Below are 21,121 nucleotides of genomic sequence, written 5' to 3'. Positions count from 1 at the left end.
CAAGAAAGCGAGGTCCAACACCCCGCTTTCCTGCAAAATCGAATACTACATCAAGACAAATTCTGCTTATTTCTCAGATCAATCCGCATTCTTCACGGACGACGAAGTAAAACCCTGGCATGCCGCACCAACTTGCACTGCCGGGCCGGGTTCCTAGTTTTCCCGGAGGCTTGGCAATGCCTCTGGTCCTGCTGCCCGGATTTTTCTCAGCCGACTGCCGAGTTTTCCCAGAGTCTTGTGATGCTCTACTTGAGCTGACGGAACTAAGTTTGCGCGCGGCGGCTTCGGGCTCGGCGAAGGGGCGTTTCTCGACGTGTTTGTTCATGCGCCGACCGGTGAACGGTGTAGATGTGCACCTCGTACGCAATCGGGATCGGCTCGCCGCAGAAGCACCTCGAACAGCCGTTGGAGTTTTGCGTCGGCATCTGGCACCCCTCAGCTTGCATGCGGCGCTTCCATGCGTGGAAATCGCGGTCGCGTCGCCAAACTTCAAAATCGTCCTCGCGAAGCGTCGGCTCCACCTGCTGCCATGCCCGCTCGAATGCGGCGCGGGCTTGGTCGAATGTTGTAGCCGAGCCCGAGCGCTGCGTGCTGGGCTCCATGCCTGGATAAAACCCAAGACTCCAGCCTCATTGATCAGCGCTTATCGGCACGCCAGCGCGGATGCCGATCGTCCCTATGCGGACGTCGGCGGAATAGATGTGCCAGGTTTCGTGTTGATCGTTTTCGCTTCGGCGCCGGGTCAGTTCGGTCATGGCAAAGCAGGATGGGAGCCGGTTGCGCTACCCCGTACATCGGTTGCGCTTGCTTGCACCCTTCGGCAGCCGCTCCCTCGACCAGCGGGTGAGGACTTCGGTGATCATCAGTGCTGCTTTTTCTTCAGCAACATATCAATGGCCACGAGGCCCAGGTCGAGCGGCAGCCGCTCGCGCTCCTCCGGCGACATCCGGTCGTAGCTGCCATCCTGTTTCAGCTTCTCCATCGCCATCAGCGTGATCAGCATGCCCGCGACGATGGTGCGATGGTCTTGGTGGAACTTGCTCAGCTTCGGCTGCTGGTCGTACTCGTCGAGCAGCTCGCGGCCGACGAGCTGCATAGCTTCGGGGTCGTTCGCCGTCGCCGCCTTGGCGAAGGCGTCGCGCAGGGTCTCGATGCGCTGGTTCTTCCTGATCATTGCTTGCTCATATCGGCGGTGAAGTTTGGCTTTTACTGTTTGGTCTCCCAGCCGAGCAGCGTGCCTGGCGTGATCTGCAGGACCTTGCAGATGTCGGTCAGCTCATCGACTCAAATCACCTCGCTCGCCGTCTCCCAAGCGATGACCTCGGCCTCGGTGGTGTCGAGGCGGCTCGCCAGCTCGGCGCGGCTGAGCCCGCGCGCGATCCTGAGCGCCTGCAGGCGATGCCCGACCTCGCGCTCGACATCGGTGATGGGTTCAACAGGCTCGTGTGGTCGTCTCATGTCACCTCGTACTCTTGGCGTTCCAGCGGCTTCGTCGGGTCATCGCGCAGGCCTCGGTCACGATCGGGCCGACCGTTGCTCCGACCAGCATCCCGAGCATGAAATGCTTCATCGGGCTTCTGCTTCAGGGGGCCGTCCGAGCCGCTTTCGCCGGGGGTCACGCAGAGCATCTCGTCTTCAGAGAATTCGACATTCCGGCACTTCTTGCTTCCCGCGCGACCGACGCTGAGGTCGTCTTCGTCGGCCGTTGCCGCCATTGCACAGGCCCCGACCACGATCGCGCCGATTGTTCCTCCGATCATGCAGCCGACCAGCATCCCAAGCATGAACTGCATCGGCGCCCTCCTTCACGTGCCCGTCCGAGCCGCCGACCTGGTCGCGATAACCTTCTAAACAAACCGCTCCATTGCCTCGATCGCTTGAGGGGGCGGAACGTCATGGTGATCAAGCCGCCGCCCGGCTTTGCTTGTGGCCATTCGTGCGCGCTTGCCCGTTGAGCTTTTTCGCGTTCGCCTTGATCTTGTGCGCCGCGCGACCGCGTGGCTTCTTTGGACGGGGCTCGACTGCGTTCGCCTTGGCCTGTCCCTGGCGGACCGAGACTTCGCCCAGCCGCTCCAGATAGTACAGGTTCAGCCTGATCTGCTGCGGTGACAGCCCGGTGTCGCGCGCGAGCGCCGAGATCGAGATCCACGCTCACATCGACTGGCTGCCCCTTGCGCTGCTCAGTCGGCTCGGCGTGCCCTTCGTAACCACCATGCATGGCCGGCTCGACCTGCCGGGCCTTTCCGAGGTGCTGCGGCAGTTTCCCGGCGCGGGCTTCGTGTCGATATCGGACCATCAGCGTCTGCCGTTGCCTGAGGCAAATTGGATCGCCACGATCCAGCACGGACTGCCATCGAACAACTTTCGCCCGTCTTTCGATCAAGGATCCTATTTGGCGTTCCTGGGCCGCCTGACCGCGGAAAAGGGCCCCCAGGACGCCATCCGCATCGCGCGCGCCGCCGGAATGCCCTTGCGCATCGCCGCCAAGATTCCGCGCGGCGAGACGGGCTACTTCAAGAAGCAACTTGAGCCCCACATCGACGGTCGGGCGCTCCAGCTCGTCGGCGAGGCGGATGAGGTGAAGAAGCAGCCGTTCCTCGCAGAGGCCGCGGCCCTGGTGTTTCCGATCGATTGGCCGGAGCCTTTCGGCCTCGTCATGATCGAGGCGATGGCCTGTGGGACGCCAGTGATGGCCTATCGCTCCGGCTCCGTGCCCGAGGTCGTCGAGGACGGCGTGACCGGCTTCATCGTCGAGAACGAGGAGCAGGCTGTCAGAGCCGTGGGCGATCTGGGCCGGCTCGACAGACGAAAAGTACGCGCCCGCTTCCACTTGATCAGCTAGGATCCCTTCGGGCGCAACGAACGCCACGCGGCGAATCGCCGAAGCGAGCTCGGAACAAGCGATTGAAATGCGAAACATCCGAGAAGCCGACCTCTAGAGCGATATCGGAAATTAGTCGCGCGCTGGCACTGGACTCGGTCAGCAGTTTGAGCGCTCGTTGGAGACGCAATTCATTCACGTGCCCGGTGAACGATGATCCTGATGATGCCATCAGGCGCTGCAGATAGCGAGGTGAGATGCCTTGGCAACGAGCTACCATCTCGACGCTGAGCCCTGGTTCTTGAAAGTGTGTCTCGATGTAATCGAGGGCGGCGCCGTGGCGCGCAGTCACGACAGCGCTCGCACTGCTCTCGCCCAAGGGAGCGCACTCGCCGATTGCGAGCGCCAGGAGATCGTGGATGTGAGCCACGACCGCATCTCGCAGCTTCGGGGTGGCCAGGACACTCTCAGTAAATGCCGACTTGAGATAAGCCATGAGAAGTCGGAGCGCTTCACTTCGGTGAGAAATCGGCCGCATGGCGCGGCTTTCGACGTTCGTCACGCGCTGTGCGAGGGCGTCGCGCGGTACGGCAAGACCGAATAGCAATCCGTCGACATAGGTGACGGTGGCCGGCTCGGAATGCAGAATTGCGATGGCGTCGCTGGCGTGAAGCTCGATTTCTTGACAGCGCTGCGATAGTTGACTTTTGCCGGGAGAACAGAGGACGACTCCGATCGAGTCATCACCATCAGCGATGCTCGCCTGCAAGCGCTTGAAACGCATAGGGGAGCCTTTCAGCGCGAGCCTGCGCAAACCTCGGATCGCTTGCAGCGTTGCGTAGGCCTGAAACGGTGCGTTCGATAGAGGCTCAATATCAGCGTGGACTATGCCTCGCCCAAAGTCCTCGCGCCATAGCGGGACTCGCATCCGCTCCGGAAACTCCCGCGTCGAGAAACGATGTGATACGAATTCGGCTGCGTCCATAGACATGGGGACCTCCAGCCTTGTTGGACATCGGGATCAAATGCGACAAACTCACCGGTATCTGCATTTTGCAGTTCGCGCACCGAACTTGTTTGATCTGTGCGCAAGAGTCCAAGAAGCTACGCCATTGGCCTGCTAGTCTCGCTCAGCTAAGTTCAATGCTGATGTGAACTCGTTCACTTAGCGGCCAGAAATTAGGTCTATAGTGATTGCGAAGGCCGTGGCGTCAAAAAATCTCCTCTAAGAGGAGGCGGTCGTGATGGCTCTATTTCTGATTGCCGTTATCGGATCTAGTTTGAGATATCCTTGGCGGGGTGAACCCGTAAGCTCCGCTTCTATGACCCTCGCGATTGATCGAACTCAACGATCCGCGGACAGACTGTCCTGCAGCACCAGACGTTCTCTGATACCGATTTCGTGTTGCGCCTCGTCGGCCACATCGTCGTCATCCGAGTTCGTCGGACACAAACTGCTCCGGCGCCGTTGATATTTACCGCCGGTTGAAATGGTCAAAATCTATCGTCAATGGTGATGATCAAGCGAGGGTTCGATCATGTCCACCCTAGTCGAGATGTTTTACCGGGAGTATTGCCGTGCCCGCCTCGCCGAAATGCGGAAGCAGCTTCTGATACCGGTTGCCCGCGACGACACATTGCAAGCGTCTTGGGAGGACGGCGATCCCACCGGCTCAGGCAATCAGAGCACCGGCTGGCCAACGAAAGAACCTCCAACCATCAGGTAGCTCGGGCTCGTAACCGCATCGTTTGATCGATACCCCGCTCGGCACGCCCAGCCCGGAGCAGCAGCGCCTCTCATCGACCGATGTGCGAGCACGCCGACAGGTCAAACAGATGCACGATCGAACTCACCAGCGCTATTACGGCGATGACGACGGGTACGTGGTGCGCCGCAGTTACGGCTACTACGGCGGCCCCGGCTACTACGATCGCGGCTACGGCTCGTACGGCGGCGGGCCGAGCATCGGCTTCAGCTTCGGCACCCGTAGCTGGTGACCAAGAAAGGGCCGCTCTCCGAGCGGCCCATTCGATACGGTAAACATTGTGGTGATCGGATGTCCACTCTTGCGAAGCTGCTAGGACAGAAAGAGCAATTGCTGGCGCGGCTTGAAGCCGGACCGGCGCGAACGAGCGCGCCGAAATCCAGGCGCTCCTCGCCAAGATCGAGACCTCGCTGAAGTTGCTCGGCACCCAGGATTCCGCCGCTGCAGGCGAAGACCAATAGCCTCTGGGAGCGAAGGATTGAGAAGGGCGGGAGCTTCGCCGAAGCCTTCTGCTCACGCTTCCCGGGCTGGCGGATGAAGGCCCCAGCTCGGGGGGCAGGGGCTATGAGCTGGGGCCAGTACGGGGTTCGCCCCTTGGGGCAGGGGCGTCGGGAAAACTTGGCAGTCGCGCGATCGTTCCTCTGCGCGCCATGAAGTTTCGGATCGAGTTGCCCGTGAAGGCGCGGAGCTCCCTCTGCGACGCTTTTCTTCGCCGCACGCCGCCTCCACGCTCACAGGATGCGAACAGGGGCAGTCTGCGAAAGCTAAAAGTGGCTGCTGAGATGCAATGCCCCCTCAGCAGATCGATGCTACGCTGCATCCTGCTGGGGACAACAATGGCTATTACCGAATACTTCAAAACTCGCCTCTGGGGCCTGAAGAAATCACGCGGTTTTCGAGAGCTACGAAGAGGCGCTGCGTTCGATTGGCGTACAGGATCAGAACGACCCTCTCACCGAGTTGATCGCCAAGAAGATCATCGAGATCGGTCAGACGAGGCTCAAGGACCCCTCCGAAATCTGTGTTCGGGCCGTAGAGGAACTGGGCCTGCTCAAAGGGTGATTACGCTGGAAAGGGCATGGTGCGCCGAAGCTGCGGATCCTAGGTGGTCCAGGCTGCGGCGATACCGCGAATAGACCGGCTAACTCGGCGTCGCCCTTTTCCTCGCCAAGCTCTTTGACTATCCGGACGATCTCGTCCGGATGGAAGGGCTTCCTCACGATGCGGCTCCCGGGAACGGGACGTGGAGTGGCGGGAGAGAAGCCCGTGGCGTAGATGACCGGCAGTCCGGATCCTGCTCGCGGCAGCGCTCCGCTATCTGCCATCGATCGACCTGTCCGGGTAGGCGGACGTCGGTGACCAGCACATCCGCGGCGTAGCGCTTGCACCAGGCCAGCGCTTCCTCCCCAGTGCTCGCGTGGATCACGTGATAGCCTGCCTCGCGCAGCGCTTCGACGACGAATTCGCGGATCAAAGGGTCGTCCTCGACGAGAAGTACGCTCACTGGAGCCTCATATCCGATAGCATTTGTTCTCATGTCGAACGGCCAAAATGCGTAGCCGTTCCTGTCGGGTAGCCCGCCGACGGGTATGACTGGAGGCCTGTTCCGGTGGTCCTTATGACGGCTGCGTAAGTCCCCTTGAAGGCGGGGCTCGTGGAGGCGTCAGGGTTTCGGAGTTGGTTGCGATGTGGGCGAGGCTTGCGGGGCGGGGGCTGCGGTGCAGGGCGGTCGCGGGCTGCTGGGGAGGCGCGGCAGACGGCTGATCGCTTCCGCCATAAGGGACACATGTACCGATGTTGCTCAGCGGCCGTTGGCCTGGAGGTCACGTGCCTTCGAATACTCACGTCGCCGGTCGATGTTTGCTGCGGCCCATCGATCCCCTGCCTCGAACGCGTCGGCGTGGTGCTTTCGCATCTGCTTCTCGGCAGAGAGGCATTGGTGGCGTAGGATCAGGCTTCTTGGAACGTAATTGGCTTCGCCGCTTTTCCTGGTGTGAAGGGATGCAGCCGACTCGTTGCCTATGTCTCGGTGGGGGTCTGCGAAGGAGGAGCTTTGATGAAAGCGACAGCTCTGGCGATGACCATTTTCACAGTCTCGGCCGCTTCGGTTTCGGCGCAGGCCACAAGGTGGACGACCTACCGCATTCCACAGACGGGCACGTCGGTTGACTTCCCTTCTTCGATCTTCACCGAAGAAGCGGGTCGGCCGGACGGTTACGGGCAACGCTTTCGAACTGCCGACGGCCGCGCCGACCTCACGATACAGGCTGCTCCCAACGTCGGGAGTGACTCGCCCGCTGCTTTCCTCGCGAAAAAAGGACCGCCTTCGCGCATTCAGTACAAGAGAGTGACGCCGCGGTTCTTTGCGGTTTCCAGCTACAAGGGCGACAAGGTCTGGTATGACCGTTGCAACTTCTCCGGCGGGCTGGTCCATTGCGTGCTGATCAATTATCCGGCCAGCGAAGAGCGCGCGTGGGATGGGATCGTTACGCGCATAAGCCTCTCGCTCAGTGGCGGCATATGAGGGGTTAGTTCCCTGGCGATGGAACTTTCGGGCGCACTACCGATTTGTCCCGCCGGCTGACACGCTGACATGGGGCGACATATCATGAAGGCCAAGGAAAAAGCTAAAGAGCCGTCCGCGGTTTCGAAGTTTTTCGGCGACCTCGCCAATAAGACCTCGCTGGCGGCAGGCCGGGCTTCAACGTTCATTATCGCGGCCGGCATCGTCATCATATGGGCGGTAAGCGGACCGCTCTTCGGTTTCTCCGATACGTGGCAGCTGGTGATCAACACAGGAACGACTATCGTCACGTTCCTGATGGTGTTTCTCATCCAGAATTCTCAAAACCGCGATAGCGCCGCGATCCAGGTCAAGCTCGACGAATTGATCCGGGTCGGCGCGGCCCGGAATTCACTGGTCGGTATCGAACACCTGACGGACGACGAGATCGAGGATCTGCGCGGCAAATGCGAGGCGAGGGCGCGCGCTGAAAGATCGGCCGACAAGAGCGTCGACAAGACGCGGAAGTCGGCGCGACGGGCCGCAGAAAAGGTCGCAAACTGATGCGGGCGGGCACTCAGTCAGCGAGGCCCGCCGCCCAAAGCATCGACGCAATCCTTCGCCTTGAAAAGCAGGATGAAGAAACTCTGGCGGTTCATCACCGTCTGTTTCACTGGATCGGCTGGTTCGTCGGCACCGTTCAGTTTATCGTTCTTCAATGCGCGTTCGTGATCGGCTGGATCATCCTCAGCCACTTTTTCCCGCATCACGCCTTCGACGAATATCCGTTCCCGCTGCTCGCGACGATCCTCGCGCTCGAAGCCGTTCTCCTCACCTCATGCGTGCTGATCCGCCAAAGCCTGATCGACCGAACCCTGGAACGGCGCGATCACCTGGAGCTGCAGATCAATCTCCTTGCAGAGAGGGAGGCGACCCAGTCGTTGCGCATATTGCAGCGCATCGCGAAGAAACTGGATGTCGAGGACATCGAGGATGGTAGGCCGGATGAGCTTGCAAGCGAGACGTCGGTTGATCAGATAGCGCAAGACTTGAAAGACCGCCAGGACGAAGACGCGAAGCAGTAGACGGTTACGAGGGGCCACGCTTTCGCCCGTTCCCACCTTTCGATCGCGTATCGATGCGCCCTTCTCGGTTTTGGACCACGTCTAAACCGCCTTACGTGATGTCTGCTCGATACCGCTCGTTTGTCTTGCGCCTTGGACTGCCGCCTTGGCCTCCGGCATGGAAACGGGTCAGGTGATCTGCTCCATGGTGCACTGTTTCGGTGCCACCGAACCAGCCGGGTTCATCCTAACGACCATCCTCGGGATCGTTGGTGCGTTCGTTGCGACTTACCTTGGGCAAGCCTTTGGCTGGTATCGTCTTGGCGAAGGCACAGGATTGATCGGCGCCGTGGTCGCGGTCATCGTGCTGCTTGTCTATGGCTTTGTGGTCGGCAGACAACGGCGCACAATCTGAGAAGACACCTCAGGGGTGCACTCCGCACCTCGCTGCAGATCCACGTGATCACGACCACCGCAACCTTAGCCCGGCTGGGGGGACCCTACTTTGGCGGCGGCTGCCTCGGCGGCATCCATGCCAACCTGCTTCACCCTATCCAAGGCTTCGGCACCTTTGTCGCCGACTTCTGCGACCACGGTATCTGAGGCTTCTCGCAAGGCCTGCGATACCGCGCCGGCGCGACGATTCAGGTCGGCTTTCACATCGTCGGCAACTTTGCCGATATATTCGTTCTCCATTTCGGAAGCGCGAAACGCGCCTGCGACTGCTGCCCCGATCGCCATGCCCACAATCCCAAGCACCAGGGGTTGTCTTTCAAGCTGCCAAACTTGAGTTTTTCACCTGTAAAACTGTTCCCAGAATGCCCAAGTTCCACTTCAAGCTTGTCGACACTCGGATTGTCGCGGATCATGGCGTGCACGATCTGGTGGACGAGACAGCGGCGCAGATCGAGGCGATCAGACTCGCGCGCTCCTTGCGTGCGACTCGTCCTGAGCTGGTCGGGCGCAATTGCTCGGTTTCGGTCGTCGACGAGCAAGGAAAAAGCATTTGTATTATTCCAGTCGATAGCATCTGACGCCGGGATCGGAGCGCTCATTCGTCGCGGATCACCGCGCTTCCGGCATCAGTGATTTCGTAGAAAAGAGATCCTGTCGGCAAGATCTCGGTCTGAGGGATTTGCTTGAGAAGCGGCCGGATCTCATCCGGCGCCCGTGAAGACTCGGCGCAATTTGGCCCGTTCGCTCCTGATGGGCACGCGCCGGCTTTCCTTCGAGTAGCAAACGTTCAGTCGGCTGAACCATTCTTGAAGGCCCGCGTTGTCCTTTTCGAAACGGGATCAGCAAAATGTTGGTGGATATTCGAACAGTCCTCTTAGGCTTGGCTTTCGTTGTGGCGTCCTTCGCGGTGGCTCTCGCCGAGCCCGCCACAGAAGAACGACCCAATTTCGCGGAAAGATTTGCCGACGCTCGACCAATCAGGGTGGTCCTCCCCGCGCCGTGGGAGCCTTCGTCTAAGCCGGTCCTAACCGTGGTGCGAACGCCGGAAAAGTAAGATCGGTTAGATGTTGTTCCCGGTCGCACTCAGGTTCGATCGACCAATGGTGGACGCTCACTCGGCTTACGCTACCCGCGCAATCTCGGGCGGGCTCGCAATTCGCGCCTCCAACATAACAATCGAGTTTCGGAGATTGTCCCGGGCAAGACAAGCCACCACGAAAGAATAAGGCCGCCTCAGTTGGCGGCCTCTTTACTGATCCGTCTTCAGCTTGCGCCGGACGCGATCGCCTATCTTGATCGGATCCTCGAAAGGCCGCCCCCAGTCCCTTGCTCTTCTCACTCTCCGCAACCGTACGCTCGACCTCGGCGGCGACACGCTCAGGTGATCCGCGAGCCGGGTGAATAGTTCGATGAGGAAGGACTGGAGCTTCCGAATTGCGGGCCGCGCAAGCGGAAGCCGCCAAATCGTTGGCCGACATGGCGCGTAACGCCCTCCATCATTCGGCTGCAACTACCGCCAAACGCTCATGGCGATTGGGGTCCGGGATGTGATGCCGGCCAAGTTCACCTTCGAAATCGAAAGATCAAAGCACTGAGATCTCACCCGACTCTGTGATCTTTACCTTGCCTTGGCAGGCCTCGCATTTGACGGGGTAGCTCTTACGGCCAGGATGAGGGGGCTACATGGACCTGGGAAAGCCGGTTCCGTTGCACAGCCGGCAGGTATGCTCTTTGATCCTCGGGGGCATGCTAGTCCTTTCCAACCGCCTCGCGGTTCGTCAAAACGTGTTAGCAAGCAGCGGCCCCACAGAGTGGGGACCGCCTATCTCAATGCTTCGACGCTGACCTAGCCTCCAGCGGGCTCATCTTCGACGAAGGTCTGCTCGATGGCGGCGGGCATTTTCGCAACCGACATCAACGAACGCGCGACCTGATTGAGCAACTGATCCGCGTTCTCCTCCTCGGCCAGATTCTTCGAAAGCAGCGCGACCACCGCGCTGTGACGCAACTGCTGCGCCAGGTTGCGGGCAGCGGTGTAGCCGGCAATCTCGTAATGCTCGATACGCTGTGCCGCGCCGATCAATGCGAGATCCGCTGCTGCATCGTCCTTCTTGGCTCCATCCTTGATCACTTCGTCGCCCTCTTCGACAAGTCCTTGCATGCCCTTGCAAGACTTCACGCGCGGCTTCTTGCCGAGCAGTTCGAAGCACTCGTCGAGACGTTCGATCTGCGTTTCGGTTTCGGCGAGATGAACGGTGAACAGCTCGCGGAGCTGGTCGTAGCGAGCAGCCTCGATCATCTGAGGCAATGCCTTGGTCAATTGCTTCTCTGCATGCAGGAGGTCCCGCAGCTGATCGATCAGCAGGTCGTCAAGTCCAATGACAGGCTCCGACGGCGAACTCTCGGCAACGATCGAAGGCGCCGCGCCGGGATCGCCGCTCTGGAGTGCCGGTGATTCCATGAAGATCCAGTCTTCGCCTTCGTTCCAGGGGCCTCTTGTGTCGATTTCACCGTTGTCGCCGGAACCCGTCGAATCGTTGAAGAACTGGTCCACGAGACCCGGCGTGGGAGCGATGCGGCCGATGCTGAATGTGGGTTTGCCCATGCTTTCAAGCGCACGCGAGAACGCCTTCATGTGGGTGATTTCCCGCGTCATCAAAAACTGCAGCGCGTCCTTAGTGCCGGCGTCATCACAGAAATTGATCAGTCTTTCGTAGACGATCTTGGCGCGCGCTTCCGCGGCGATGTTGCTGCGCAGATCGACGTCGAGTTCGCCGGTGATCTTGAGATAGTCAGCCGTCCAGGCATTGCCTTGCGAGTTGAACAGATTGACGCCGCCGCCACCGGCAATAGCGATCAAAGGGTCGGCTTCCGCCGCTTCTCGATCGAACTTCAAGGGCTTCAAGTGCAAGCGCGCGAGCGATCCCACCACCTCGAGGTGGCTCAATTCCTCGGTTCCGATATCCATCAGGAGATCCTTGCGGTCCGGATCTTCGCAATTGAGACCCTGAATGGAGTATTGCATGGCGGCCGCCAGCTCGCCGTTAGCCCCGCCAAACTGTTCAAGTAGCATATTTCCGAACCGTGGATCGGGCTCGTCGACCCGGACTGTGAACATGAGCTTTTTGACGTGATGATACATGGAGAGACCTTTGATTACGGGAGATACCAGGGCCAACCGGGCGCTGTGTTGGACGTTCCTAATTCGGTTTGTGCCGCGATCAGATTGATTAGGGTTCTCAATGCAGCGTTTCCGCCGCGGCTTCGTCGACCGCGGCCATGAGGTCGGCCGTATCCGACTGCTGGATCATATGACCCGCATTCGGGACGCGGCGCATCTTGCTGTGCTTGATCTCGTCATGCAGCCTGCCGGACTGCTCGTCGATGTCGATGAGGCGATCGTCCTCGCCGGCCAGGATGGTGACCGGCATGGCGAGTTCGCCGTAGGTCTTCGCAGACAGCATTGCGGCAGGAACCATCAACGCTGCCTCCGCGGCGCCGGCCCGAAGCTGCGATGGACGCACGGCCAGTGATTTGGGGAAGCCGTCGAATTTTCGCGGGACGGATTTAGGTCCGAACAGCTGCCGCAGCATCGCTGGCCACATCAGGCGGCTGAGGATCGGAGAGATGGTGTGACTGAGGAGATCGCCAAACCCGGGGATCGCCGGCCCGGCGATCGCCATCATCGCGTCGGTGCGGGCTGTCGGGAAATAGTAGCCCGACGCCAGTATCAGGGCCTCGACCATGGAGGGCTGTCTGCTTGCCAATGCGATCGCTACCGACGCTCCCCAGGAATGTCCGAGCACGATCGCCTTTTCGACACCGAGGTGTGCAAGCGCATCCTTGAAGAGATCGGCTTGAGCCGCAGGCGTCCACACGACATTGCGGGGCCTCAGGCTGTGACCGAAGCCGGGACGATCGAACACGATGACGCGATAGTCCTTGGCGGCGAGATCGATCAAACCACTCGACTCGAAATCCTGGATCATGCTGCCATTGCCATGGAGCAGGACCAGAGGACGGCCGGATCCGCGCTCGACGTAATGCAGGCGAACGCCGTCGATATCGATGAACCGTCCTTGAGGCGGGTTGTCGCGTTGTGCCTTGTCGGCAAGTCGCCGATTGACGACTGCCGCCGCAGCCATCAGGCCGACTGTTGCGACAACCGCGGAGGCCACCGGATATTCTGCGAAAGCACGGAGGGTCGTGGCCGCCAACGATGGCGAACGTTTTTTCAATATGCGCATGTGACACTTTCGCTGGGCGGAACCAGCTGTTGGATGAGAGGAAGGAACGCGTGCTGGATTTAAAGTCCTGATCTCATCACGATCTTGATGACGCCGGCGTCTTTGTCGCGGAATTTCTCGTGCGTCTTGGGCGCTGGATTTTGGGATCTGGAACTATGTCTACCCGGACGTCGCCTTTGCCGTGCCTACAGAGCGCCCGCATGGTCAAATCTCCATTTGGGGACGGCATGCGCATTCACGGGTCATGTCGTGCAGACGCAACAGGGCGGGTATAGATATGTTCCTACGCCCCACGGATGCGGCACAGCACGAAGAGTGTTATCCAAACGGCGGCGCCATGCAGGGCATCGTTTTAATCTGCCGAATGCCGAGGAGCGGTTTTCCCGGGAACCGCTCTGGCAAATGTCTTTAGAGACACCATATCCAAGGTATCGCTAGCACGACATGACAGGCGCTAGTGACCGAAAGACGTTACCGCCCTCCCGCCCACAAACAGGAGGCGCTCAGTGAACGTTTTGCTCTATCCCCTGCAATCTTTTCCGCAAGTTCGAGCGCCGCTGGACCGCGAAAGCCGTTGAAGACGAGGGCCTACGACCGCCGTCTCAAGGGACGAACGGCTGCATCGCCTGCGGGCGAATCGTGGCAGCTCCGATGCACTCGACCTACTTGCCCCCCGGGAAATTCGTCAATCAGTGGCGGTGTCCCCTGTGCCGGAACGCCTGGCAGACTTTTGCCGATCCCGCTAGCAGCGCTGATATCCAATTGAGCCGGTCCGAGCATCTTCGGAAGAATGCCGGGCGCTGCCTGACCCTGGAAGACACTGCCGCCCGCGGCGCGCAAGCAGTTCAGCCGCATGGGCGATGCCTGGCTCTGGGCGGTCTTACTGAGCGAGAAATCTGAATGCGACAATCAGTGCCATCACGCTCGCGAACCAGATAGATGTCGCGGTCGAGGCGGTCGGCCGGCACGATCGAGGGCGAGGAACGCATACGCTACTCCTACACGACAAGGACGGAGAGACGACCCCGGCTCCGGGGGAGACTAGGGGGTTAGGCCGGGGCCGCTCCGCCAGCTCTTACAGCGAGCCAGCGACGACTCAAATATTCGACTGCTCTGGTCGTTCCCCTTCAGTCAGTCCCTTGTCCCGGAAGAAAAGGGCCCCAGCTCAAATGGGGGTGAGCCCGGGCCTAGAGGTTACCCTCGACGAGCCCGAGGGCGTCGGGAAAACATGGCAAGAACCACGATGTTCCTCACTCGGCCAGAACCCCCGCGGCCTACAAACGTCAACCGTGCAGGGGTAGCGCCAGATGCACGCCGATCTTGCGACCGAGCGGCATCTCGCGCTCCGCCGGCTGTCCAGCGAGCCAGCGACGAATCAAATATTCGCCCACCCTTGTGGTTCCTTTGAGCCGGTCGCCCCCAAAAAGGGGGACTGGCCTGTTTCCTAGCGCGGTAGCCTAATTAGGAACGCCACTCTGTAGCTGCTCTTGTCCCTCTATCACCGGGACCGATCAAGGGGCCCCCTGACTGAGAGACACGACTGCGCTCCCGCCCAAACGGAGGAGCGTCTATGCCGCGCTACTACTTCCATATCTTGAACGGAAAAATGCTGATCGATGACGTCGGCGTTGAAGTGGCCGACACCGAGGCAGCGAAACTTGAGGCAGTGAAGTACGCAGGTAATGTCCTGACGTCTGAGCATCCCACCGACATGTGGAAGGGGATACCATGGGAGTTGAAGGTCACGGACGGCCCTTCCCCCGATAAAGGTCGGACTTTGCTCACCCTCACGCTAACCGCTGAAATCAACACCACTTAGGTGTTTTTTGGCGGCTTAATATCCACTCCCTACTATTTCGCGCGTGAAGGCATCGGGCCTCGCACGCGGCTTCAGTTGCGCGCGGCCGCCTCCAGGTCTGCATAGGGTCGTTCTTCGGTGTGCTTCATCGGCGTGTCCCCATGGCCGCCTGGGCGGCGGTAATATGTGCGGGATGCCGGTAGCTCTCCGGCACACGCGCGCCAATCGACCCACAATTTGAGATAAGTCCGTCGAGTTACGAAAAGCAGTTTGTGGCAAGGCACATTCTGCTGTGCGACGTTACGAGTAACCCGTGCCGACTTCGGCGAAGGTCTGTCGGGCCCCGCTGACGTGATTTAAAGAGCCTCAGAATTTGATGACTGAGCGCAATCCGACAACGGTCGCATTCTTGAGATGCTTACCGGGTGACATCCCCAAAGGGTCAGTTGTGCCGCCGGCGTTACCCTCAACTTCACCGCGCTCGACCCGATCAAGGCGCTCTATTGGAGCGCCGTCATCAACGGTGTGCTGGCCGCGCCGATCATGACCGTCATGATGCTGCTTGTGCGCCGTAAGTCCGTAATGGGCGAGCTTGTGGTCCGGGGGCCAGTCTACTGGCTAGGCTGGATCGCCACCGCAACCATGTTTTTGTGTATTGTTGGCATGGCTTGCTCGATAGGGAGCTAATCGGGTTCGCGTAAGGGTGCGGCCACTGCGCCGAGAGTGCCGACAGTTCGGGAGCGGAAACTGCCGGCGCACCCCGCAATAGCGACTGTCCTTCCGCCCGGGAGGGGCCATACAAGAACAGCACCTTGCGAACGTGAAGGGTTTGCCTGGTAATTCAAGCGACCCGGCTGCCGAGCGATGAATAGCGGGTCGGGGCTTGGGACGGGCCTACACTTCCACAGGTGGCGGTCTCGTTTTCTTGGGTCGACGGCCTGCTCAATCCCGCCGCTGCAGCTGAAGCTCCATGAGGGCGATCCGTTGCAACGTTGACGGGTTGCGTTCCCCCGTACCTGCTGTCCGTAGAATTGACTCCGCAATGAGATTGACGTGGCCGGAGTGCACAGGCTCCGGCAGCGTTGCTACAGCGGCCTTTAGGGCCGATGTCATAGCCTCAATCACTTCGGGCGAAAACGACGCGTTGGCGAAATTGTGCATCTGTCCCATTGGGTTTGGTGCGGTCCACCAACGTCGGGGCAATTCGGTAGTTCCATATTCGGAAAATCCTCCAATCTGCTGACGACCCGCTATGACAAAAGGTCGCTCTGCTAAGCAGAACCATCCTTGGCCGCGGGAGCTTCCTTCCTAATCCGGCGGATTAGCTCAACCCGGAAACGTCCAGCAGTCCGATATCGACGAGTGCCACCGGCGCGCTTCTGCAGGAACGCCCGATGCCCTGCCTTCGCGTCGCACGCCTGCCTCTTCAATCTCGACGAAAACGAGACAAACAACGACCGACAGCTCGACACGACCGCCGGAAGGGCATGCAACTTTCATTGCTAGCTCGCCCATCCTCCAAATGCCTGGCGCCGTTCAGTGTAAACCGTCCCTGCGAAAGAAGTCGGGCCCGTTCGCTTTTGGTGGTGACTGTGTTGACGAGGCGCCAATGGGCACGAGAGTTCGGTCCGCGGAGTGCGTCGTCAAACATTTGGACCGGATTTCGCGGCGGTGCACGATTAATCCACTGCCGGCTCGGCGTCTGCGCAGAAGGCGGTGGGCTGGAGACCCCTTCTGCGCTCGACGCTTTGCCGAGGCGAGCGTTGTTAAAATCCGTCCCGCTTTTGATGTATTCAACCACTCGTCCCCAGCCGGTAGCGAACCCAATGCTCATGATTCTTGCGGGCGCTGAAGAATCCCGATTTTGGGAATATGTGAGTTTTCCTATGGTTCGGTTAGAGTCCTCAATTTCGTAAAATCGAAGCCCCTATGCTCGTGTGATGCGCTGCAGCGAGATAACTGCTTGCTGCGCTGCGCCCGAACATCTCCGGCACCTCGCATCCGAACCACCGGTATGCGTTCACCTTTGTTCTGCACGAAATGCGTATGCAGGAACACGGGCCGATGAGTTTGCATTGTCCACTAGTTTCATTTGTGCATGAGGCCAATCATGCGACTTCTTTGTAGAATGATCGCGATTGCGCAATCGCAGAACCGAAGCGTCATTGTCACCGTCAATGACCGCGGGCCATGGGTCCGGGGCCGCGTTCTAGACTTATCCTTGGCCGCCGCGCACAGCTTAGGGATTACGGATCGTGGCGTGGCTCAAGTTCGTGCCGAGGTGTTGTAAACACGCAACGGGCGCCGAAGCGAATTTGCCGTGCCTCTCAAGAACCCCGAGGCTATTGCCGTCATCGTGACAGCCCTACGGCTGGTTCACGGTGACGAAGCTGCACGGGCTATGCTGGTGGAGGGGATGACCTTGGCAGCGCTGATAGACGCGATGTTCTCGGCACCGATCGCACGACGCGATGCCGTTCGCAACATCACAAACGCGTTGAACGACTTTGCTATCTCGCCGGACGTCGGGCCGGTTTGGCATCTCAAGTACCTGTATGACAATCAGCCGGGTTCGTTGACGATCGTAGACATGGCAATAGCTACGCCAACCGGTACGCTATCAAGTGTGGAAACCACGTTGCGGCTTCCTGTCTAGAACCGGGGCGACGGTAGCAAAACATCGCGCCCAGTGTGCAAACCAAGGAGGGGAGGGCTCAAGGCTGGCGAGCCCAACGAGCAGATGCAGCGGGATGCGGACAAAGGGATCAAGACCCGCAACTCCGGAGCGTCCGGTTACGTGGCCGAGCGCATTCTCCCGGCCAACCGGGAAGGGAGCAGACCACCGGTTCGGGTAGCCAGACCGGGACACCGAAATAGAGGCGTTCTCATGAGGCCGCCCACTGAGTGGCCTTTATCCACAGCGCCCTCCAACGGCTTCTTCTTCCACTGCGCTCGAGCTTCCCACTCGATGCGCGCCTTGAAACGCGCCCCAATATGTCATGAAAAAACTGGAGACGCGCCGGGTCGATACGGCCGACTGTCCCAACCCTGTTGCACCATAGGTCGTGCTCATGGCGGAATCTCCTGGGTGTTGTTTTTACCCGGACGAGGGTGCCAAGGCATGAGCGAGCGCGCTTGACATTCGGCTTACAATTTCTTTACCGGCGGCTTATTCTTTGCGTTCCAAGCGGTGCTAGAGGCCCCGACGATCGGAGGCCGCCTGAGGGATTGGCAGCTTGCGCTATCTCTTCGAGGAGTACGCAATCGACACTGACCGGCGCGAGCTGCATCGCGGGGCGGACGTCGTCTCCGTCGCGCCACAGGTATTCGACCTGCTCGACTACCTGATCCGCAACAGGGAGCGCGTCGTCAGTAAAGACGACCTCATCAATGCCATTTGGAACGGCCGTATCGTGTCCGATGCGGCGCTGACAACGCGCCTGAATGCCGCCCGCAGTGCGCTCGGCGATTCCGGTGAGGAACAACGCCTCATCAAAACCCTCCCGCGCAAGGGCTTCCGTTTCGTCGGACCAGTGCGGGAAGCGCAGGGAGCCGCAGGCGCGGTAGTCGCCGATAACGCCGTAGACCCGTCGAAACACGCCCTCGCGCTGCCCGATAAGCCTTCGATCGCGGTGTTGCCATTCCACAACCTGTCGGGTGATCCCGAACAGGAGTATTTCGCGGACGGAATGGTAGATGACATCATCACGGCGCTATCCCGGTTCAAGGCGCTGTTCGTCATCGCCCGCAATTCGAGCTTCACCTACAAGGGGCGCGCCGTTGACGTGAAGCAGATCGGGCGAAAGCTAGGGGTGCGTTACGTGTTGGAAGGCAGCGTTCGCAAAGCAGCAAACCGAGTACGCATCACGGGACAGCTCGTCGATACCGCCACCGGCGCACATCTATAGCCGGACCGGTTTGATGGTGGTCTCGGCGACGTCTTCGATCTGCAGGACCAGGTGACCGAGAGCGTTGTCGGGGCGATCGCGCCAGCGCTGGAGAAAGCCGAGATCGAGCGTGCCAAGCGCAAGCCGACCGAGAGTCTCGACGCCTATGCCATCTATTTACGCGGTTTGGCCAGGTTTTATCAGTTTGCTGGCCGGCCCGCGAAGGCTGCTGGCACATAGCGTCAGTTGGCACAGTGCACGGCATGTCCGGAGCCGGGGACAGACGGGAAGCCAACGACTGAGAGGCGAACCGACGCGATTGACCTATTGGTGGAGGCCGCAGCGAGAAGGCTGCCGTTAAAGACGGTATTGCCAACGTTAAGCTAACTATTCTTCGTTTCGGTCGGCAAGCAGTGGCGCGCTACGCCAAGGGCAATGGCCGGGTGCTGGCTCTGTCGGCGGCCTTTGCTGGTCCGTTGGTCGGACCGTGTGCAGCTGAGGGCTTCAAGGGCGCATCGTCCAGCTTCCTATTCAGATCTCGCAGTCGATTGAGTTCAAAGCCTTACGCAAACCACCGAACGCGCTTAGCCGACAGGGCTCGGTGTCGCCGGCAACCTTTGAACGCCCGGAAATGGTAGTTCGCTTGATTTCGGTTTCCTTTGACTTCGACTTAGGAAGGGCAGCGGCAACCTTCTTTGATTTGGGATGGTGACGATGGTGGTCGATCACCTTGGGGTGGTCCGAAGAATCGATACCCATGCCTTCCGATGGAGAAATGCGTTCCTCGACTAGAGAAGGCTGCGCTGGAGTTTCGCTGCTCGCAGCGGCAATTTCTAGTCGATCAGCTTTCGCCAACGCACCATGTGAATCGGAAATGCCTACGGTCGTTTCGGCAAGGGGCTGGACGACCGCTACTGTACTTCGCGCCGGATTTCTGAGTTCCATCGACACCAGAAATCCAACACCCAATAGGATGAGGAGACCCAACAACACCATTCTCAGCATGATGCTTCTCCACCTTAAAATAGTGCCGGTGAAAATTCATCGAACCATGAGGCAACATGGCGGCGGCTCACGTACCACGTACGGGGTGTTTGCCAACAGGGTTAACCGCCGGCCTAGATGTTCCTGACGCGCGACGTCGAATATGCCCGGTGAGCCACAGGGCGACTGGCCGGAGACCATCATTGTACCAAGGTGCAGGCCCGACGACGGCGAACGTGATCGCCTTCATCGGGCCAGAATCGCAGTCACAGACTGATGCCGGTTTCGATTCGTGGAGCAAGAACAGCAATGGAGCCCGCAAAACCCCGCAAATGGACCGAAGAAGAGACCAAGCTGCTGATCGAACTCGCGCAACGTAAGGAAAGAGTGCCAGCGATGGCGCGAGAGATTGGACGTCACATCGCATCCGTTAGGCGACGAGCTCGCGAATTGGGTTTGCCTCTGCTGCCCGGCCGAGGTGAGAGGCAACTTTAGCTCCCTACCCACTCGCCCCTCCGGGACGCTGGGCCTTGAGCTCTGGCTCCTTTGCACCCGTGTCCCGCCGGCGGCCATCAAAATCCGCCGCGTCCGGCTAACGCGCAACCTCCGCAGCCTTAACATGACGGATCGCTTCCTACTCTCGTACTTACAACCGCATGCAGATTGCATGAGGACGAGAGATGGACGATCCCGTGAACTTCGAGCAGTTGGTGCAGTTTCGTGCCCCAGCGAACCTATCAAAAGCGATCGACTGGGCGGCCAGCCAACGTTTACCACGCTCAATGTTGACGGCCTGGGGGCCAAGCCGCTGCGCTCGGCACCTAGCACCGAACTGGTTGCGGGCACCTTGTCGACGCAGCTTTCTACCTTCAGGCTTCTTCGGCAATCCATACAGCATTCCGGTCGGTGGCCTTCTGCCGTTCACCGGCACGACTGCGCCCAACAGTTCGTTTGTGCTGCCTTATGGGCAGGCGGTTAGCCGAGCTGACGGCAAAGATTGGCCGGCCCTCATTCGAAGACCCAAAGTAATGTTACGCTTTCGACCACGCACGCTTCTGGGTAAGACATCTGATCGTGCTTCTTTGACTAGAACTATGGCGCTCGGGGGTGAGAGGGCTCTTCGGGCAAATCGTTGATTTTAAAAGGAAAGTATTCAACCTTGACGGGAATCACTCCCTCTCCGCCATCCCGTCGAAAATCGCCGAAGAATTAGCCTAATCCTTGAATCCCAAGGATCTTCCGGGCAGCCGCCGGTACACAAAGGCGGTACACATGGTCCGTGCAGTAGGCAGGCCCAGGCGGCATCCGGCGACTGGCATTTACAAGCACTGGCTGCGCGAGCACCGCGAGGACGGCTTGCCGCAGGAGATCGGCGCGGCGTTCAAATCGGACCGCTGCTACTACCAGGCAATCCAGAACTAGCGTTTGCCAAATATGCGGAACTGCCGGTCACAAAGCCCGCAGGCGCGAGTGCCGCGGTCGCCGTGCTGGGCGTACGCGGCAATGGCGACCTGAAGGGGCCGCCCCATGAAATCGACGTCGTCGCGATCCAGGGCGACAAGGTCTTCTTTCTCGCTGTCACCAATGCGGTGAAG

The 21,121-nt window shown here is 59.8% G+C and carries 19 protein-coding genes and 3 pseudogenes; 12 read left to right on the top strand and 10 right to left on the bottom strand.

Annotation, left to right across the window (positions count from 1 at the left end; all coding sequences use genetic code 11):
- Positions 1-862: 862 nt before the first annotated feature.
- The 3 genes from CT676_RS41105 to CT676_RS41095 all read right to left on the bottom strand — a co-directional run bounded on the left by CT676_RS41105 (position 863) and on the right by CT676_RS41095 (position 1,793).
- A complete protein-coding gene (locus CT676_RS41105; protein WP_135217079.1) occupies positions 863-1,174 on the bottom strand; it encodes a hypothetical protein in 312 nt (103 codons plus the stop codon).
- 110 nt (positions 1,175-1,284) lie between these two features.
- Positions 1,285-1,458 (bottom strand): helix-turn-helix domain-containing protein, encoded by a 174-nt coding sequence (locus CT676_RS41100; RefSeq protein ID WP_135217078.1) that lies wholly within the window; start codon positions 1,456-1,458, stop codon positions 1,285-1,287.
- Positions 1,455-1,793, bottom strand: coding sequence for a hypothetical protein (locus CT676_RS41095; protein WP_135217077.1), 339 nt, complete (start codon positions 1,791-1,793; stop codon positions 1,455-1,457). The genes CT676_RS41100 and CT676_RS41095 overlap by 4 nt, the downstream gene beginning before the upstream one ends.
- A gap of 350 nt (positions 1,794-2,143) precedes the next feature.
- Here CT676_RS41095 and CT676_RS41090 point away from each other — a divergent pair.
- Positions 2,144-2,827 (top strand): annotated as a pseudogene (locus CT676_RS41090) (glycosyltransferase family 4 protein); the annotation flags it as partial.
- A gap of 7 nt (positions 2,828-2,834) precedes the next feature.
- Here CT676_RS41090 and CT676_RS41085 read toward each other — a convergent pair.
- Complete coding sequence (locus CT676_RS41085) at positions 2,835-3,812, bottom strand: AraC family transcriptional regulator (protein ID WP_038959834.1); 978 nt, start codon at positions 3,810-3,812, stop codon at positions 2,835-2,837.
- An 845-nt stretch (positions 3,813-4,657) separates the two neighbouring features.
- Here CT676_RS41085 and CT676_RS44610 point away from each other — a divergent pair.
- The gene (locus CT676_RS44610; protein WP_167768329.1) at positions 4,658-4,819 is read left to right on the top strand and encodes a hypothetical protein; all 162 of its coding nucleotides are present in this window, start codon (positions 4,658-4,660) and stop codon (positions 4,817-4,819) included.
- 984 nt (positions 4,820-5,803) lie between these two features.
- Here the strand turns inward: CT676_RS44610 and CT676_RS45775 are convergent.
- Entirely contained in the window at positions 5,804-6,091 is a 288-nt protein-coding gene (locus CT676_RS45775) for a response regulator (RefSeq protein WP_244623484.1), read from the bottom strand.
- A 552-nt stretch (positions 6,092-6,643) separates the two neighbouring features.
- Between CT676_RS45775 and CT676_RS41060 the strand changes: the two genes are divergently transcribed.
- The 4 genes from CT676_RS41060 to CT676_RS41045 all read left to right on the top strand — a co-directional run bounded on the left by CT676_RS41060 (position 6,644) and on the right by CT676_RS41045 (position 8,569).
- Positions 6,644-7,111: a hypothetical protein gene (locus CT676_RS41060; protein WP_135217075.1), complete on the top strand. Its 468-nt coding sequence runs from the start codon at positions 6,644-6,646 to the stop codon at positions 7,109-7,111.
- An 84-nt stretch (positions 7,112-7,195) separates the two neighbouring features.
- Positions 7,196-7,654: a low affinity iron permease family protein gene (locus CT676_RS41055; protein ID WP_028154185.1), complete on the top strand. Its 459-nt coding sequence runs from the start codon at positions 7,196-7,198 to the stop codon at positions 7,652-7,654.
- Positions 7,654-8,175, top strand: coding sequence for a DUF1003 domain-containing protein (locus CT676_RS41050; protein WP_135217074.1), 522 nt, complete (start codon positions 7,654-7,656; stop codon positions 8,173-8,175). The genes CT676_RS41055 and CT676_RS41050 overlap by 1 nt, the downstream gene beginning before the upstream one ends.
- A 157-nt stretch (positions 8,176-8,332) precedes the next feature.
- Positions 8,333-8,569, top strand: coding sequence for a GlsB/YeaQ/YmgE family stress response membrane protein (locus CT676_RS41045; RefSeq protein ID WP_135217083.1), 237 nt, complete (start codon positions 8,333-8,335; stop codon positions 8,567-8,569).
- 65 nt (positions 8,570-8,634) lie between these two features.
- Here the strand turns inward: CT676_RS41045 and CT676_RS41040 are convergent, their stop codons facing one another.
- The gene (locus CT676_RS41040) at positions 8,635-8,895 is read right to left on the bottom strand and encodes a hypothetical protein (RefSeq protein WP_343287579.1); all 261 of its coding nucleotides are present in this window, start codon (positions 8,893-8,895) and stop codon (positions 8,635-8,637) included.
- A 77-nt stretch (positions 8,896-8,972) separates the two neighbouring features.
- Here CT676_RS41040 and CT676_RS41035 point away from each other — a divergent pair, with 77 nt between their 5' ends.
- The gene (locus tag CT676_RS41035) at positions 8,973-9,188 is read left to right on the top strand and encodes a hypothetical protein (RefSeq protein ID WP_135217073.1); all 216 of its coding nucleotides are present in this window, start codon (positions 8,973-8,975) and stop codon (positions 9,186-9,188) included.
- A 1,268-nt stretch (positions 9,189-10,456) separates the two neighbouring features.
- On the opposite strand, the gene CT676_RS41025 is transcribed toward CT676_RS41035, so the two are convergent.
- Entirely contained in the window at positions 10,457-11,752 is a 1,296-nt protein-coding gene (locus CT676_RS41025) for a DUF892 family protein (RefSeq protein ID WP_028153966.1), read from the bottom strand.
- A 97-nt stretch (positions 11,753-11,849) separates the two neighbouring features.
- The gene (locus CT676_RS41020; protein WP_135217072.1) at positions 11,850-12,857 is read right to left on the bottom strand and encodes an alpha/beta hydrolase; all 1,008 of its coding nucleotides are present in this window, start codon (positions 12,855-12,857) and stop codon (positions 11,850-11,852) included.
- Between the two features lie 1,570 nt (positions 12,858-14,427).
- Here CT676_RS41020 and CT676_RS41010 point away from each other — a divergent pair.
- A complete protein-coding gene (locus tag CT676_RS41010) occupies positions 14,428-14,676 on the top strand; it encodes a hypothetical protein (RefSeq protein WP_135217071.1) in 249 nt (82 codons plus the stop codon).
- A 921-nt stretch (positions 14,677-15,597) separates the two neighbouring features.
- On the opposite strand, the gene CT676_RS45765 is transcribed toward CT676_RS41010, so the two are convergent.
- Positions 15,598-15,816, bottom strand: coding sequence for a hypothetical protein (locus CT676_RS45765; protein WP_135217080.1), 219 nt, complete (start codon positions 15,814-15,816; stop codon positions 15,598-15,600).
- 937 nt (positions 15,817-16,753) lie between these two features.
- Between CT676_RS45765 and CT676_RS40995 the strand changes: the two genes are divergently transcribed.
- The 3 genes and pseudogenes from CT676_RS40995 to CT676_RS40985 form a co-directional block, all read left to right on the top strand.
- On the top strand, positions 16,754-16,945 hold the full coding sequence (locus tag CT676_RS40995; RefSeq protein ID WP_135217070.1) for a septal ring lytic transglycosylase RlpA family protein: 192 nt from the start codon (positions 16,754-16,756) through the stop codon (positions 16,943-16,945).
- A gap of 30 nt (positions 16,946-16,975) precedes the next feature.
- On the top strand, positions 16,976-17,311 hold the full coding sequence (locus CT676_RS40990) for a hypothetical protein (RefSeq protein ID WP_135217069.1): 336 nt from the start codon (positions 16,976-16,978) through the stop codon (positions 17,309-17,311).
- A gap of 580 nt (positions 17,312-17,891) precedes the next feature.
- Positions 17,892-18,740 (top strand): annotated as a pseudogene (locus CT676_RS40985) (winged helix-turn-helix domain-containing protein); the annotation flags it as partial.
- 333 nt (positions 18,741-19,073) lie between these two features.
- Here CT676_RS40985 and CT676_RS40980 read toward each other — a convergent pair.
- Positions 19,074-19,547: a hypothetical protein gene (locus CT676_RS40980; RefSeq protein ID WP_135217068.1), complete on the bottom strand. Its 474-nt coding sequence runs from the start codon at positions 19,545-19,547 to the stop codon at positions 19,074-19,076.
- 1,302 nt (positions 19,548-20,849) lie between these two features.
- Here CT676_RS40980 and CT676_RS40975 point away from each other — a divergent pair.
- Positions 20,850-21,121, top strand: a pseudogene (locus CT676_RS40975) (hypothetical protein); the annotation flags it as partial.

Origin of the sequence: Bradyrhizobium sp. MOS001, assembly GCF_004634465.1 — a bacterium.
GTDB classification, from domain to species: Bacteria; Pseudomonadota; Alphaproteobacteria; order Rhizobiales; family Xanthobacteraceae; genus Bradyrhizobium; species Bradyrhizobium barranii.
The sequence above is the reverse complement of the archived record's forward strand: the minus strand, read 5'-3'. Positions and strand labels throughout refer to the sequence as shown.

Coding starts and splice junctions, on each gene's coding strand:
- CT676_RS41105 (WP_135217079.1), bottom strand. CDS start 1,174: ATGATCAGGAAGAACCAGCGCATCGAGACCCTGCGCGACGCCTTCGCC.
- CT676_RS41100 (WP_135217078.1), bottom strand. CDS start 1,458: ATGAGACGACCACACGAGCCTGTTGAACCCATCACCGATGTCGAGCGC.
- CT676_RS41095 (WP_135217077.1), bottom strand. CDS start 1,793: ATGCAGTTCATGCTTGGGATGCTGGTCGGCTGCATGATCGGAGGAACA.
- CT676_RS41085 (WP_038959834.1), bottom strand. CDS start 3,812: ATGTCTATGGACGCAGCCGAATTCGTATCACATCGTTTCTCGACGCGG.
- CT676_RS44610 (WP_167768329.1), top strand. CDS start 4,658: ATGCACGATCGAACTCACCAGCGCTATTACGGCGATGACGACGGGTAC.
- CT676_RS41060 (WP_135217075.1), top strand. CDS start 6,644: ATGAAAGCGACAGCTCTGGCGATGACCATTTTCACAGTCTCGGCCGCT.
- CT676_RS41055 (WP_028154185.1), top strand. CDS start 7,196: ATGAAGGCCAAGGAAAAAGCTAAAGAGCCGTCCGCGGTTTCGAAGTTT.
- CT676_RS41050 (WP_135217074.1), top strand. CDS start 7,654: ATGCGGGCGGGCACTCAGTCAGCGAGGCCCGCCGCCCAAAGCATCGAC.
- CT676_RS41045 (WP_135217083.1), top strand. CDS start 8,333: ATGGAAACGGGTCAGGTGATCTGCTCCATGGTGCACTGTTTCGGTGCC.
- CT676_RS41040 (WP_343287579.1), bottom strand. CDS start 8,895: ATGGCGATCGGGGCAGCAGTCGCAGGCGCGTTTCGCGCTTCCGAAATG.
- CT676_RS41035 (WP_135217073.1), top strand. CDS start 8,973: ATGCCCAAGTTCCACTTCAAGCTTGTCGACACTCGGATTGTCGCGGAT.
- CT676_RS41025 (WP_028153966.1), bottom strand. CDS start 11,752: ATGTATCATCACGTCAAAAAGCTCATGTTCACAGTCCGGGTCGACGAG.
- CT676_RS41020 (WP_135217072.1), bottom strand. CDS start 12,857: ATGCGCATATTGAAAAAACGTTCGCCATCGTTGGCGGCCACGACCCTC.
- CT676_RS41010 (WP_135217071.1), top strand. CDS start 14,428: ATGCCGCGCTACTACTTCCATATCTTGAACGGAAAAATGCTGATCGAT.
- CT676_RS45765 (WP_135217080.1), bottom strand. CDS start 15,816: ATGCACAATTTCGCCAACGCGTCGTTTTCGCCCGAAGTGATTGAGGCT.
- CT676_RS40995 (WP_135217070.1), top strand. CDS start 16,754: ATGAGGCCAATCATGCGACTTCTTTGTAGAATGATCGCGATTGCGCAA.
- CT676_RS40980 (WP_135217068.1), bottom strand. CDS start 19,547: ATGCTGAGAATGGTGTTGTTGGGTCTCCTCATCCTATTGGGTGTTGGA.